The following is a 14,494-nucleotide window of genomic DNA, read 5'->3' as shown; positions in this document are numbered from 1 at the left end:
CGATAGACCGGGCGTTCCCGGCCGAAGCCGACGACGGCTTAACGCTGAAATACCCGCCGGGGATTCATGATCATCAGGGTTTCCAACTGTTCGCCGGTTACGCCGTGGCGCCGCAGCCGTGGGACGAAATGCCGCAGGATATAGCCGTAGCCGTGACCGCCGTAACGGGTGAGCATGGTTTTGAGAAAGACATCTTGGGACATTAAAATCTGGTTTAAAAAGCCATCGTCGATAAGTTCCCGAATAGCGCGGGCGTTCTCTTCGTCGGAGGGAGATTGGGCCGATTCATCGGCATAATAATAACTCATGCCGATCATATCGTATTCCAGAAATGCCCCACGCCGGGCCAGGTCGCGCTGATAGGTTTTATCGGCGAAGCTGGGATTCATATGGCACAGTACGGTATGGCGCAGGTCGGCGCCTTCGTCCTGCAATATATCCAGCACCCGGTGCCCCAGCCGCTCCCAGCCCGGCAGATGCACCTCAATGGGGACGCCGGTGGCGGCACTGGCCCGCCCCGCCGCGCGCAGGGATTTTTCCTCGTCGGCGGTAAAGGCCGACGAAATGCCGATTTCACCGATCAGACCGGCAATCACCTGCGGTTTTTCCTCGGCGCCGCCGACGTCGTAAATCATCTGTTCGGCCAGCTGTTCTACCGAACGGGCTTTCACATAGGCGGGATGGGACGGCTCCAGATAAAAACCGGTGCCCATGACAATGTTCAAACCGGTCAAACGGGAAATCCGCTGCAAGGCCAGGGGATCGCGGCCAATGCCGATATTGGTGGGATCCACCACCGTTTCCCCGCCTAACGCACGGAATTTCATTAACTCTTCCGTCGCCACTTCCGGATCGAACAGCTGGCAGTTGTCCCGGCTGGACAAGGGATTAAGGGACAGCTCGCCGAGATTTTCCATCTTGACCGGCATCTCCGCCAGATGCCTGTCGCTGCAGCAGCAGGGGGGTACCCATTTACCGGAGGCATCCAGCAAAATATGCTCGTGCATCAGCGTCACGCCCATCCGGTCAACCGGCAGCGGACCAAGCACCGTCATCACATAACCGCTGGCGACCCCCAGCGGGAGGGGATCCGCATGGCGGAAAATTGAACTTTGCATCGCGTCTATCCTTTGATGGGCCGGGCCGGGTTAAAAATACGGGTGTTAAGCCAGATGGCCAGCAGAATAATGGTGCCGGTGGCTATCTGGGTAAAAAACGGCGAAATGTGCGATAAAATCAGGCCGTTTTGAATTACCGCGATGGACAGCGCCCCCAGCAGAGTGCCGATAATGGTGCCGAAACCGCCGAACAGGCTGGTGCTGCCCAGCACCACCGCCGCAATGACCTGCAATTCAAATCCCTCGCCCTGGTTGGAGGAGCCGCTGCCCAGCCGCGCGGTGATGATCATCCCGGCCAGGGCGGCGCTCATGCCGCTGAGAACATAGACCCACATTGTCGTGGCGCGGGTGTTGACCCCGGAGCGCCGCACCCCTTCGGTATTGGCGCCGATAGCCGTGACATAGCGGCCAAAACGGGTATTGTTCAGCAGGATATGGCCGCAAATCAGCACCAATACCCCTAATATTGCCGGCAGGGGCAGGCCGATCACCCAGGCGCGTCCCAACAGCGTAAATGGGCTGTCGGCGGGAATCGGGATTGAATAACCCTGGGTAATCAGCAGGGCGACGCCGCGCACCACCGCCAATGTCGCCAGGGTGACGATAAACGCCGGTATGCCTTCATAGGCGATAAAATAGCCGTTGAGCAAACCAATCAATCCGCCGAGCACCAGACCGCCCACCAATACCACCGGCCAAGGCAATCCCCAATTGTTCAAGGCAATGGCGGATAACGCCCCCACCAGGGCCAGAATGGAGCCCACCGACAGGTCGATGCCGCCGGTGGTGATAACCAGGGTCATGGCGGTGGCGACAATCAGCAACGGCGCACTTTGGCGGATGATATTGAGCCAGTTGGGGCCGCTGAGGAAATCATCGGTTATCAAGGCAAAGACTACACAGCAAAACAGGCAAAACAGCGCGATGCTCACCACGCCGGAGTGGTTATGTAAAATGCGTCTCGGCAGCGAGTGCTGAATCATACGGTTATTAGACATATTCATAATACTCATGCGGGGATCCCCGTTAATGGGCGCGGGCGGAGTGCGCCTCGAACTTCTCGCCGACGATCAGATTGACGATATCCGATAAACTGGTATTCGCCACCTGGCGCTCCGCGACGTTGGTGCCTTCGTACATCACCATGATGCGATCGCAGACCAGAAAAAGATCCTGCAGGCGATGGGTAATCAGGATGACGCTGACGCCGCGGGCGCTGACGCGCTTTATCAATTCCAGCACCGCCTCCACTTCGGCCACCGCCAGCGCCGCGGTGGGTTCATCCATAATCAGCACCTTGGGTTCAAAGGCCGCCGCCCGGGCGATGGCAATGGCCTGCCGCTGGCCGCCGGAGAGGTTACGCACCAGCAAACGGGTATCCGGGATGGATATACCCAATCCTTTTAGCATCTCCCGCGCCCGGGCATGCATGGTTTTTTCATCAAGAAACGGGATGCCCAGCCAGCGGGTCTGCGGTTCACGCCCCATAAAAAGATTACCCGCCACATCCACCGTGTCGCAGAGCGACAAGTCCTGGTAAACCATTTCAATATGGCAACGCCGCGCGTCCGCCGGGGAGGTAAAGGCCATTTCCTGGCCGTCGATACGGATGGCGCCGCTGGTTGGCACCACCGCGCCGGACAGTATTTTGGTCAGCGTGGACTTGCCTGCGCCGTTGTCGCCCACCAGCCCCAATACTTCTCCGGGAGCCAATCTCAGGTTGACCCCGCGCAGCGAGCGGATGGATCCATAGGTCTTGGTGATATCCACCATTTCGACCCGAGGGGATACGTTTTGTGCTCCAGCCATTGATATACCTCTGCTCATAAAAGATGAAGCGCATACCGTCCCCCGAAAGGGACGTTATGCCGGCATCGGTGAATTCCCGCTGTTTTCGGCTCGCAATTCCTTTGTAAACCGGTTTACCAAAACAGCGGAAATCCACTTTTTGCCATTCCACTTGCCTATATCGCGTCGTGGATATTTGTATCGCCAAGAAGTCTAAAGCAGTTTTCATGCCATGGTGGCGATTAATCCCGCAGAGATGAGAAAAGGGACGTTGCTAATATTCTGATAATTATAGGATAAAAAATAAGTAATTTTTTAAGCAGCGGGTATCCGCCAGCGCTGGCTAAAAAATTTTTTTTGCTCATCAATGCCGCATTTTTGTGCATTGCTGCGCAAAAATGGTGCAAAAAATTTACTCCGGCGGGTAACATCGCACAGAATCACGGCCGACCCATTCCACCGGAATGCGGGTTTCGATATTGATATCCACGCGGCCGTTAAGCAGCTTAATCATGATATCCACGGCGGTTCGCCCCAGCAAACGAGCCGGCTGGCGGATGGTGGATAAACGCGGCGTGATAAGTTCGGCATAGCTGGCATCGTCAAAACCCACCAGCGATAAGGCTTCCGGCGCCGTCAATCCCCTCTGTCTCAGGCCGTCCAGCAGGCCGAGCACCAAATAGTCACTGGCGGCGAACACCGCGGTGGGCGGCTCGGGCAGCGACAGCAAACGGTGCAGGGCGGACTGGCCGAATTCGCGGCTGTAATCCCCGTACAGCACCCGCTCGGGCGGGCAAGCCAGTCCCGCACGATCCATGGCCCGCCTGAAACCCTCGTGGCGTTCCCGCACGCTCATTAACGCATCCGGCCCGCCGACAAAAGCGATGCGGCGGTGGCCGGCGGCAATGAGCTGCTCCGTCGCCAGGATGCCGCCCTGCACGTTATCCACAAAAAGCTTGGGCACCAGGCTTCCTGGAATATCTTCATCAATCAATACAATGCGCTGATGGCCCACCAATTCTTCCCGTAGTAAACCGTTATCCGGCCGGTTGGTGGTAAACAGCAGTCCGTCCACCTGGCAGGTATCCAGCCAGCGGATAAATTGACGCTCTTTGTCCGGATTATTGCGGGTAATACACAATACCAAGCTGTAGTGGTGCTCCGAAGCGGCTTCTTCCGCGGCGTCCGCCAGTTCGGCGAAAAACGGATTGGTAATATCCGGCAGCACCAGGCCGATAGTCTCGCTGCCGCCTTTGCTTAAACGTCGGGCCAGGCTGTTGGCGCGATAATCCAACTGGGCGATGGCATCTTCAATCCGCTGAACCGTCGCCTGCGGCAAGACGATGCTGTTGTTGAGATAACGTGATACGGTGGCCTTGGACAGGCCGGCTAAATTGGCGACATCCGAAAGAACCACTCTTTTTTTATTCATCCGCACCACCACAATCATTCTGCCCAGCGCTATTGTTAACACATTTACGTCAGAGGGTTACAGACCTTTTTATCGGGAGTCTGTCCTATAATACTCTATGGTCCAAGAATTAATGCTTGACAAAAGTTCGCTGTCGATGAATTGTAAATAGCAGTTTACCCGCATTACCTGTTTACCGGGAATTATTCCCAAACCTGCCGACTCTGCCCGACAAATAGCCTACATGGACAGGCTAGGAACAGAATCCGACAGTAAAAAGCCGCGACACCGGACGGTGGTTCAACAATCCCCGTTGCTGTGTTTTCGCCCTATCGATATTTGTCCCGCCAACATTATCCTTGATGCCAGGCCGTGGTTTTTGGTCTCGCCGCATCTTGCTTGCACTATTTTCCTTGACGAGGACAACCGTATGTTATTCAACACCGGCAAGAAATTCATTTCCACCCTAGCCTGTTCATTGACGGCAATAGCATTAATGACCGGCGCATCTTCGGCAAAAGATGCGGCGCCTACCTATGCGTTGGTCCAGATTAATCAGCAAGCGCTATTCTTTAATTTAATGAATAAAGGGGCACAGGAAGCGGCAAAAGAAACGGGTAAAACATTGGTGGTTTTTAATGCCACCGATAATCCCGTGGCGCAGAATGACGCCATTGAAAACTATATTCAACAAGGTGTTAAAGGCATTCTTGTTGATGCGATTGATGTCAACGGTATTATGCCGGCCATCAAAGAAGCGGCGGATGCCCATATTCCCGTGATCGCTATTGATGCCGTATTACCCGCCGGACCGCAAAAATCACAGGTTGGCGTGGATAATATTAAAGGCGGCCACATCCTGGGTGATTATTTTACCGACTATGTTAAGAAAAATATGGGCGGTAAGGTCAAGGTGGGGATTGTCGGTGCGTTGAATTCGGCCATTCAAAATGCCCGTCAAAAAGGATTTGAAGACGCTATTAAAGTCAATCCGGCGATTAAAGTGGCTGATGTGGTGGACGGCCGAAATATTCAGGACGATGCGCTGACCGCTGCGGAAAACCTGATTACCGGCAATCCTGATATGACTGCGATCTATGCCACCGGCGAACCGGCATTACTGGGTGCGATGGCGGCAGTGGTTAACCAGGGACGCCAAAAGGACATCAAGGTTTTCGGCTGGGATTTGACCGCCCAGGCCATCACCGGCATCGATCAGGGCTATGTGGCGGCGGTATTGCAGCAGGATCCTGAAAAAATGGGCTCCGAAGCGCTGAAAGCCCTTAACGCGGTAACCGCCGGCAAGACGGTGGAGAAAAACATTCTGGTGCCGGCCACGGTGGTGACCAAAAGCAATGTCGACACGTTCCGCCCATTATTCAAGTAATGGCGCGTATCGAGCCTAAAGGGATGTATTCACGGCAGGTTTACCGTATCGCTACGGTCTGGCGGCCTGTACTGGCGGGGCACTTTGTCAACAAGCCCAGCGGGACATTCCTGTCCCGCCCGGGCAGTTTTTTAACAGGTAAGCAAGCCGACCAGCTCTTGCCGGGAAGGAAAGGCGCTTAACGTGCCGCTGCGGCCGATGGTAATCGCCGCGGCGGCGACGGCATGACGCAGCGCCTGCGGGTCCACGGCAACGCCGCGCCGCAGTGAAGAGGCCAGCATGACCGACAGGAAGGTATCGCCGGCGCCGGTGGTGTCAACGACCCGGCAAGGGGCTGCGTCCACATGATGTTGCTGTCCGTTGCCCAACAGCAGCGCGCCCTCGGCGCCCAGAGTAATCACCAGCATGCCGACGCCGTCGTTCAGCAACTGCTGCGCCGCGGCCATCGGCTCCTGGCGGCCCTGGCTCAGCAGCCGGGCTTCGACGCTGTTGAGCACCGCCAGATCGATAAGCGGCCAAAGTTTGGCGAACTGAGCCTTAACCGGCGAAGGATTAAAGACATTGAATAACTTACGGCTGCGGGAATATTCAAAAATGGCACGGGTTTTTTCGAAAGAGAAATTGCCCTGCTGTAATAACACATCGCCCGGCTGCGCTGCGGCAAGGGCGATTTTGATGTCCTCCAGGGATAAGCTATCGGCTGCGGTGGTGGTGGTAATATTCGCATTATCGCCATCGGCGCTATTAAGAATGATGGAGGTATCTGTAGCGCAATCCAAGGGTTGGGTCGGAAACAGGCCTAATGACTCTTGCGCTATTTTATTGCGGCACCATGCTCCATGACTATCGTCACCGCTGCCGGCAATCAAGGTGGTATTTATTCCACAGCGAGCCAGAATAATGGCCTGATTGGCTCCTTTTCCGCCCAAATCCTGGGATATTCTTTGCCCAAGAATCGATGCGCCTTTTCAGGCAGTTCATCGATCAGAAAGGTTTGGTCGACGCCCATATTACCCACGACATAGACGTGCATAATGTAATTCCTAAGAAGGTGAAATAAGATGGCTTCTATATCAGCAGAAAAACCTAGTGCAATACAAGATATATTTTCCAGGAGCAAAGCAGTTATTGGTGTTGTGCATTGTCTGGCTTTTCCTGGTACGCCACAATATCAAGGTCAGCCTTTTTCAAAAATAATCGATCGCGCTTTGTACGATGCCAAGCATTATATTGCCGGCGGCGTACATGGATTAATTATCGAAAATCATGGCGATATTCCTTTTGCCAAACCGGAAGATATCGGGCCGGAAACCGCGGCGCTAATGTCGGTTATTACCGATCGTATTAAAAATGAATTCGGCGTGCCCCTTGGGATTAATGTGCTGGCCAACGCCGCGCTGCCTGCATTGGCCACGGCGCTGGCGGGCGGCGCGGATTTTATCCGGGTGAATCAATGGGCAAACGCCTATATCGCCAATGAAGGATTTATTGAAGGCGCGGCGGCCAAAGCATTGCGCTATCGCAGCATGCTGCGGGCCGAACATATCCGGGTGTTTGCCGACAGCCACGTTAAACACGGCAGCCATGCCATTGTCGCCGATCGCTCCATTCAGGAATTGACCCGGGATGTGGATTTTTTCCAGGCAGACGCGGTAATAGCCACCGGCCAACGTACCGGTGACAGCGCGACGCTGGAAGAAATCGATGAAATCCGCTCCGCCACCGGGTTGCCTCTGCTAGTGGGATCCGGTGTTACGCCCGATAACGTCCAGCAGATTTTGCAGCGTACCCAGGGCGTTATTGTCGCCAGCACCTTAAAAGTGGGCGGCGTATGGTGGAATGAAGTGGAACCGGAGCGTGTTACACACTTTATGGCCGCGGCCCGGGCAGCACTGGAGGAATGATGGAGAGTTTCAGCGACCGTCTGCTGGCGGAACATCAAGCCACCTGGCAGGCCATGCAGCAGCATCGTTTTGTCACCGATATTGAACAGGATAAGCTGCCCGCCGGGGTATTTAATCAATACCTGGTGTTCGAAGGCGATTTTGTCGCCACCGCCATCGGCATCTTCGCCCTGGCGGTCAGCAAAGCGCCGGGTATACGCCAGCAGCGCTGGCTGGTGGGCGTACTGAACGCCCTGGTGGACGACCAGATGGGCTATTTTGAACAGGTCCTGGCGCGGCGCGGCATCAATCCCGATGACTATCAGCGCAACCTCCCTGCGGTGAGCCGTTTTCGCGACGGCATGCTGACAGCGGCCCGGGAAGGCGGTTATGCCGATATCGTCACCCTGATGTTCGGCGCCGAGTGGATGTATTACCATTGGTGCAGCCGGGTGTATAGGTCCGAACAAGCAGATCCGGATATCCGCCACTGGGTGGAGATGCATGCCGAAGAGACCTTTTTCGCCCAGGCCCGTTGGTTAAAGGCGGAACTGGACCAGTGCGCCGCAATTTTGCCTGAAGGCGAACAGCGGCGCCTGTCCGCGCTCTACCGGCAGGTGCTGGAATGGGAAATTGATTTTCACGGCGCGGCCTATGCGGATTGCCCGGCGGGTTAAGCCCGCGATCGCCGGCGCGTGAAGCGGACCTGTTAAAGGGAGACCGCGGCAATGGGGTCGAAGCGGCCTTGGTCGGCCGTGGAGCGCCCCATGCCACGGTAGGCCCGCGATCATCGAACGTGCAGCGAGCGTGTTAAAGGGAGACCGCGGCAATGGGGTCGAAGCGGCCTTGGTCGGCCGCGGAGCGCCCCATGCCACGGTAGGCCCGCGATCATCGAACGTGCAGCGAACATGTTAAAGGGAGACCGCGGCAATGGGGTCGAAGCGGCCTTGGTCGGCCGCGGAGCGCCCCATGCCACGGTAGGCCCGCGATCATCGAACGTGCAGCGAGCGTGTTAAAGGGAGACCGCGGCAATGGGGTCGAAGCGGCCTTGGTCGGCCGCGGAGCGCCCCATGCCACGGTAGGCCCGCGATCATCGAACGTGCAGCGAGCGTGTTAAAGGGAGACCGCGGCAATGGGGTCGAAGCGGCCTTGGTCGGCCGCGGAGTGCCCCATGCCACGGTAGGCCCGCGATCATCGAACGTGCAGCGAGCGTGTTAAAGGGAAAGCATGCCGGCATTCGGTTAGCGTTTACCCCGTCCCCTAGCCGGCTTTGGATATGGGATGGTGCCTCCGGTCTAGAATCGGTTTCAAGAAGCGGGCGGTGTAAGAATCTTTGCACGCCGCCACGGTTTCAGGGGTACCCGAGACCAGAATTTCCCCGCCGCCGTTACCCCCTTCCGGACCGAGATCCACAATCCAGTCAGCGGTTTTAATCACATCCAGATTATGCTCGATAACCACGATGGTATTCCCCTGATCCCGCAGCTGATGCAGCACTTCCAACAGTTGCTGGATATCGGCGAAATGCAGCCCGGTGGTGGGTTCGTCCAGAATATACAGCGTCTGGCCGGTGCCGCGTTTCGACAGTTCCCGAGCAAGTTTAACGCGCTGCGCTTCACCGCCCGACAAGGTAGTGGCGGATTGCCCCAGGCGGATGTAAGAAAGGCCGACATCCATCAGGGTTTGCAGTTTACGGGACAGCGCCGGCACCGCATCGAAGAATTCCCGTGCGTCTTCAATGGTCATATCCAGCACCTCATGGATATTTTTGCCTTTATACTTCACTTCCAGGGTTTCCCGGTTATACCGCTGGCCCTTGCACTGATCGCAAGGCACATAGATATCAGGCAGGAAATGCATCTCTACTTTAAGCACCCCGTCGCCCTGGCAGGCTTCGCAGCGTCCGCCGCGAACGTTGAAACTGAAACGGCCGGGGGTATAACCTCGGGTCCGGGATTCCGGCACACCGGCAAAGAGTTCACGCACCGGCGTAAAGACCCCGGTATAGGTGGCGGGGTTGGAGCGCGGCGTCCGGCCGATAGGGCTTTGGTCGATATCAATGACCTTATCGAAATACTCCAGGCCCTGGATATCGCGATAGGGCGCGACTTCTGTGGTAGTGGCGCCGTTTAGCTGACGCTGCGCCACCGGGAACAGCGTATCGTTGATCAAGGTGGATTTGCCTGAACCCGATACGCCGGTGATACAAGTAAACAGGCCCACCGGCAGCGTCAGGGTGACATCCTTAAGATTATTGCCGCGGGCGCCGATGAGTTTCAGCACCCGGGTAGGGTCCGCCGGGATCCGCCGTTCGGGAATGGCGATTTCCCGTTTCCCGCTCAGGAACTGCCCGGTGAGTGAAGCCGGATTGGCCATAATCTGTTCGGCGGTGCCTTCAGCCACCACCTCCCCGCCGTGCACGCCGGCTCCCGGACCGATATCGATAATATGGTCCGCCGCGCGAATGGCGTCTTCGTCATGTTCCACCACGATCACCGTATTGCCGAGATTGCGCAGGTGGATCAGGGTTTCCAGCAGCCGTTCATTATCCCGCTGATGCAAACCGATGGAAGGCTCGTCCAGCACATACATCACTCCCACCAGCCCGGCGCCGATTTGGCTGGCCAGACGAATACGCTGCGCTTCCCCCCCTGAGAGGGTTTCCGCCGACCGTGACAGGGAGAGATAATTCAGGCCGACATTCACCAGAAACTTCAGCCGATCGCGGATCTCTTTCAGGATTTTTTCGGCGATCTTCGCCCGCTGGCCGCTAAGCTTCATTTCATCAAAGAAGCTCAGCGCATGGCCGATGCCCATATCGGAAATGGTGGGCAACGTGGTGTTTTCCACAAACACGTGGCGCGCTTCGCGGCGCAGGCGTGTGCCGCCGCAGCTGTTGCAGGGGCGGTTGCTGATATATTTCGCCAGCTCTTCGCGCACCGCCGAGGATTCGGTTTCTTTATAGCGGCGTTCCATATTCGGCAGCACCCCTTCAAAGGGATGGCGTTTCACCGAACTGTCGCCGCGATCGTTGATATATTTGAATTCGATGGTCTCTTTACCGGAACCGAACAGGATTTTTTGCTGAACATCGCTATCCAGTTCATTGAACGGCGCTTCCACATCAAATTTATAATGGGCTGCCAGGGATCGCAGCATCTGGAAGTAATAGAAATTACGCCGATCCCAGCCGCGGATGGCGCCGCCCGCCAGGGATATTTCCTGATTTTGCAAAACCCGTTCCGGATCGAAATATTGCTGCACCCCCAGCCCGTCGCAGGTGGGGCAGGCACCCGCCGGGTTGTTGAATGAAAACAGGCGGGGCTCCAGTTCCGGCATGCTGTAACCGCAGATGGGACAGGCAAAATTGGCGGAGAACAGCAGTTCTTCCGCTTGCGGATTATCCATTTCCGCCACCACGGCGGTGCCGCCGGATAGGCCAAGGGCGGTTTCAAAGGATTCCGCCAGCCGCTGGGCCAGATCTTCCCGCACCTTGAACCTGTCCACCACCACTTCAATGGTATGTTTCTTTTGCAGTTCAAGCTTGGGCGGGTCGGACAGATCGCAGACTTCGCCATCGATGCGGGCGCGGATATATCCCTGCGTCGCCAGGCCTTCCAGGGTTTTGCTGTGTTCGCCTTTACGTTCTTTCACAATCGGCGCCAACAGCATCAAACGGGTGCCTTCCGGCTGGGACAGCACATTATCCACCATCTGGCTGACGGTTTGCGCCGCCAGCGGCACGTCGTGATCGGGACACCGCGGCTCGCCGACCCGGGCAAACAGCAGGCGCAGGTAATCATGGATTTCGGTTATGGTCCCCACCGTGGAGCGCGGGTTATGGGAGGTGGATTTCTGCTCTATGGATATGGCGGGTGAAAGACCCTCGATATGGTCCACATCCGGTTTTTCCATCAGCGACAGGAACTGGCGGGCATAAGCGGAAAGCGATTCGACATAGCGACGCTGGCCTTCGGCATAAAGGGTATCGAAAGCCAGTGAGGATTTGCCTGAGCCGGACAGGCCGGTAATGACTATTAACTTGTCGCGGGGAATAACCAGACTGATGTTTTTCAGGTTATGGGTACGAGCACCACGAACTTCGATCTTATCCATTCAACTTAATCCCGTCACCGGATGAATAATGACTGACGACCGCGTTGGCAACGCGACCGGCACGAAACGGACAATTATGACACAAAAAAAGCTGAACGAATATCCAGTATTGATTGCAACAGCAATATCTGTATCAACCGACACGGGATCGTCCCCGCATTCATTTTCAGCCGTGTTCTTTACGCGTTTGCATGGTAAACTTTAGCGATTACACTTAGTAAATTATCTTATCAGGAGAGTCGACATGGCCAGCAGAGGCGTAAACAAAGTGATTCTAGTCGGAAATCTGGGCCAGGATCCGGAAGTCCGCTATATGCCGAACGGTGGCGCGGTAGCCAACATGACTCTGGCCACTTCCGAAAGCTGGCGCGACAAGCAGACCGGCGAAACCAAGGAAAAGACCGAATGGCACCGGGTGGTCCTGTTCGGCAAACTCGCTGAAGTGGCGGGGGAATACCTGAAAAAAGGTTCCCAGGTCTATATTGAAGGGGCGCTGCAAACCCGCAAATGGACCGATCAAGGCGGCCAGGAACGTTACACCACCGAAGTGGTGGTCAACGTAGGCGGCACCATGCAGATGCTGGGCGGCCGCCAGGGCGGCGGCGCGGGCGCACCCGGTGCCAATGCCGGCGGCGGACAGCAGGGCGGTTGGGGCCAGCCGCAGCAGCCGCAGGGCAATAACGCGCAGTTCAGCGGTAATCCCGCTGCCGCGCCGTCGGCGACCGCCGGTCGTCCCGCCGCCGCGCCGCAAAATAATGCGCCGGCTGCCGGCAATGAACCGCCGATGGATTTTGACGATGATATTCCATTTTAAGTTTATTTATTATTATAGATCAAGTAGTTATAATGGCTTGTTGTGATGATCTCAGGCTGTTAGAGTGCCTATTGCAAGCCTGACTGATCCTTACCCAGTAATGGGTTTGAACCTCGAAAGAGGGAGGGAAGCGTAGCATGTCAGGAAAAGGCTGGTTGCGGGGAAATAACCTACTTTGCGCCAGCCATTGCAAGTTCCATGAGGCGAAGCCCGGTTGGTTAAATCATGGTTCATAGTGGGTTGCGGAATGTCTGTTGCTCACCGTTATTCCGGCGTCATACTGGTATTTGTAGCGATTATCTTTTAAAGATAGCTATAACCAACCATACTGGCGCCTGTTCGGTGAGGATCAAAATTGAACGTAAGGTGAACCTAAGTGGGGCGCATCTTGACTAAAAAAAAGATTAACGAAGCTGGTTAACTAATTGTCTAATATGACAACGAACTCCGTAGCACCCAACGTAGCGTTGTAATGGCGTCGATACGCTCTATATTTTAGATACCCGAAAACCACATGAAAAGAGACATCCATTAGGCATTTCGATCGGTGGCAATAAATTGACACAGGAAATGGTGCCTGAAGTGTCTTCTCTTCTGTAATTTGCCTGCCTCAGGTGTGCAGATAGCCATATCAAGAACAAGCAATGAAGCAATTTAATTAACCAACTCAGTCAAGATGCACAACGCTCTTGTTTATTCATTATTCATTATTCATTATTCATTATTCATTATTCATTATTCATTATTCATCAACCATCATTCGTCGTCCACTCTTTCCAAAAATTGCCATACGCCGCCAATGTGCTTTCTTCCATATACTTGTCAAATTCATTGCCAGTAGCATTTTTTAGCATCTCCTTTTATTGTCAAGTAAGATTTGATTTGACAGTCTTCAACTAATCCCTTCAGCTCTTTAGGGCTAGTACCCTTATCTATTATCAATTTTCTGGCGGCCCATTTGTCCATTTTTTATTCCATTGTTCAGGATAATGATGGGCGGAACAGCCGATATTTGCCCAAGGATCAATTATAAAATCATTTGGATAACATTTATGCATGTTGTCTGGGTAAGCCTCTTCTTTATAGACGGCATCTCTAATTATTATTACACAATGTGAAAACCCTGGTGTAAATTTGCTGTTTTTTAAAGAAACTATATCTATGAAAAATTCAGTTGCATAATATTTAAAGGTATAATTCAAAAAAAAATATGCAATTGGACTTTGGCGGTCACAATTAGCAGAGGCAATTTTACTATTCTCAATTAGTAATCGCCCGTAATGAAAAAAAGTCTCCGGATTACCCGTATATTTGTAGGAATTGTTATAAAGCTCATCCCTTGATATATTATCAAGAACAGTCCTTTGACGTGAGTCGCGAACTTGTCTTTCCTTTGAGAATAAAAGGGAGTTTATCAGGGCTAATCACATTATCATTATTCCCATAATGCTTATTGCTTGATTTAAATCCAAAGAGACATCGGATTTTCTTTATCACTAATTTTGATAAGTTAACCAAATCAGGTTTGTTAGCGCGATTGCCGACACCGTACGAATATAATTCAGACTGCTGAAGTGAGGAAGAAAAATTGACAGGAACATTGCTAATCTCTTTAACATTGCTTTTCTTGGGGGTTTCGGAACTTTGAAATGTTCCCGTCTTTATCGGATGAGTCAATCCATCCTGGCCAGAACGTTGATTTTTAATACCGGAAGCTAGCATGGTTATCCCTTTAATAAATATTCTTGGTTAACTCTTAAATCTAATTTTAAGATATTGATCCTTATGGTAACAATATTTCCTTCAAGAATTGGTCTATTTGATTAAAATACCATAGCATAAGAATAGGTGATTACAAAAAACGGTCATATCAGAAATTCAACGTACTTAAATGCTAGGCAGTACCGATGTGTATGTATATCTGCCCTGTATCAACATTCCCAACGGGGCGAGCGGTCCTACCCGCGCAGACGTTTT

11 protein-coding genes and 1 pseudogene are annotated in these 14,494 nt (G+C 54.0%); 4 read left to right on the top strand and 8 right to left on the bottom strand.

Translation table 11 applies throughout. From position 1 onward, the window contains the following. Positions 1–38: 38 nt before the first annotated feature. The 4 genes from GTU79_RS27820 to GTU79_RS27805 all read right to left on the bottom strand — a co-directional run bounded on the left by GTU79_RS27820 (position 39) and on the right by GTU79_RS27805 (position 4,338). Entirely contained in the window at positions 39–1,118 is a 1,080-nt protein-coding gene (locus tag GTU79_RS27820) for a phosphotriesterase family protein (protein WP_203523720.1), read from the bottom strand. A gap of 5 nt (positions 1,119–1,123) precedes the next feature. Beyond that, positions 1,124–2,122 (bottom strand): ABC transporter permease, encoded by a 999-nt coding sequence (locus tag GTU79_RS27815; protein WP_165934294.1) that lies wholly within the window; start codon positions 2,120–2,122, stop codon positions 1,124–1,126. Between the two features lie 22 nt (positions 2,123–2,144). Next, positions 2,145–2,891, bottom strand: coding sequence for an ATP-binding cassette domain-containing protein (locus GTU79_RS27810; protein WP_165934295.1), 747 nt, complete (start codon positions 2,889–2,891; stop codon positions 2,145–2,147). A gap of 427 nt (positions 2,892–3,318) precedes the next feature. Beyond that, complete coding sequence (locus tag GTU79_RS27805) at positions 3,319–4,338, bottom strand: LacI family DNA-binding transcriptional regulator (RefSeq protein ID WP_420854141.1); 1,020 nt, start codon at positions 4,336–4,338, stop codon at positions 3,319–3,321. A 409-nt stretch (positions 4,339–4,747) separates the two neighbouring features. On the opposite strand from GTU79_RS27805, the gene GTU79_RS27800 reads away from it, so the two are divergent. Next, on the top strand, positions 4,748–5,704 hold the full coding sequence (locus GTU79_RS27800; protein ID WP_203523719.1) for an ABC transporter substrate-binding protein: 957 nt from the start codon (positions 4,748–4,750) through the stop codon (positions 5,702–5,704). 131 nt (positions 5,705–5,835) lie between these two features. Here the strand turns inward: GTU79_RS27800 and GTU79_RS27795 are convergent. Continuing rightward, positions 5,836–6,737, bottom strand: a pseudogene (locus GTU79_RS27795) (ribokinase). Between the two features lie 28 nt (positions 6,738–6,765). On the opposite strand from GTU79_RS27795, the gene GTU79_RS27790 reads away from it, so the two are divergent. Then, the gene (locus tag GTU79_RS27790) at positions 6,766–7,608 is read left to right on the top strand and encodes a BtpA family protein (RefSeq protein ID WP_203523717.1); all 843 of its coding nucleotides are present in this window, start codon (positions 6,766–6,768) and stop codon (positions 7,606–7,608) included. Next, positions 7,608–8,264, top strand: a complete 657-nt coding sequence (locus GTU79_RS27785) for a TenA family protein (protein WP_132927949.1) — start codon at positions 7,608–7,610, stop codon at positions 8,262–8,264. Before GTU79_RS27790 ends, GTU79_RS27785 begins: the two co-directional genes overlap by 1 nt. A gap of 583 nt (positions 8,265–8,847) precedes the next feature. Here GTU79_RS27785 and uvrA read toward each other — a convergent pair. Next, positions 8,848–11,703 carry an excinuclease ABC subunit UvrA gene (uvrA, locus tag GTU79_RS27780; RefSeq protein ID WP_132924585.1) on the bottom strand — a complete coding sequence of 952 codons (2,856 nt, stop codon included), beginning with the start codon at positions 11,701–11,703 and terminating at the stop codon, positions 8,848–8,850. A 244-nt stretch (positions 11,704–11,947) separates the two neighbouring features. Here uvrA and GTU79_RS27775 point away from each other — a divergent pair, with 244 nt between their 5' ends. Beyond that, positions 11,948–12,517, top strand: a complete 570-nt coding sequence (locus tag GTU79_RS27775; protein WP_132924587.1) for a single-stranded DNA-binding protein — start codon at positions 11,948–11,950, stop codon at positions 12,515–12,517. A gap of 938 nt (positions 12,518–13,455) precedes the next feature. Here GTU79_RS27775 and GTU79_RS27770 read toward each other — a convergent pair. After that, the gene (locus GTU79_RS27770; protein ID WP_214513570.1) at positions 13,456–13,719 is read right to left on the bottom strand and encodes a hypothetical protein; all 264 of its coding nucleotides are present in this window, start codon (positions 13,717–13,719) and stop codon (positions 13,456–13,458) included. Positions 13,720–13,867: 148 nt separating this feature from the next. After that, positions 13,868–14,239, bottom strand: coding sequence for a hypothetical protein (locus GTU79_RS27765; protein WP_214513569.1), 372 nt, complete (start codon positions 14,237–14,239; stop codon positions 13,868–13,870). Positions 14,240–14,494: the final 255 nt, after the last annotated feature.

Source organism: Sodalis ligni (genome assembly GCF_016865525.2).
GTDB classification, from domain to species: domain Bacteria; phylum Pseudomonadota; class Gammaproteobacteria; order Enterobacterales; family Enterobacteriaceae; genus Acerihabitans; species Acerihabitans ligni.
Note: the sequence above shows the minus strand (reverse complement) of the source record. Positions and strands in the feature narration are given on the sequence as shown.

Excerpts from the sequence above, each read along its gene's own strand:
- GTU79_RS27820 (WP_203523720.1), bottom strand. The coding sequence starts at position 1,118 with ATGCAAAGTTCAATTTTCCGCCATGCGGATCCCCTCCCGCTGGGGGTC.
- GTU79_RS27815 (WP_165934294.1), bottom strand. The coding sequence starts at position 2,122 with ATGAATATGTCTAATAACCGTATGATTCAGCACTCGCTGCCGAGACGC.
- GTU79_RS27810 (WP_165934295.1), bottom strand. The coding sequence starts at position 2,891 with ATGGTGGATATCACCAAGACCTATGGATCCATCCGCTCGCTGCGCGGG.
- GTU79_RS27805 (WP_420854141.1), bottom strand. The coding sequence starts at position 4,338 with ATGAATAAAAAAAGAGTGGTTCTTTCGGATGTCGCCAATTTAGCCGGC.
- GTU79_RS27800 (WP_203523719.1), top strand. The coding sequence starts at position 4,748 with ATGTTATTCAACACCGGCAAGAAATTCATTTCCACCCTAGCCTGTTCA.
- GTU79_RS27790 (WP_203523717.1), top strand. The coding sequence starts at position 6,766 with ATGGCTTCTATATCAGCAGAAAAACCTAGTGCAATACAAGATATATTT.
- GTU79_RS27785 (WP_132927949.1), top strand. The coding sequence starts at position 7,608 with ATGGAGAGTTTCAGCGACCGTCTGCTGGCGGAACATCAAGCCACCTGG.
- uvrA (WP_132924585.1), bottom strand. The coding sequence starts at position 11,703 with ATGGATAAGATCGAAGTTCGTGGTGCTCGTACCCATAACCTGAAAAAC.
- GTU79_RS27775 (WP_132924587.1), top strand. The coding sequence starts at position 11,948 with ATGGCCAGCAGAGGCGTAAACAAAGTGATTCTAGTCGGAAATCTGGGC.
- GTU79_RS27765 (WP_214513569.1), bottom strand. The coding sequence starts at position 14,239 with ATGCTAGCTTCCGGTATTAAAAATCAACGTTCTGGCCAGGATGGATTG.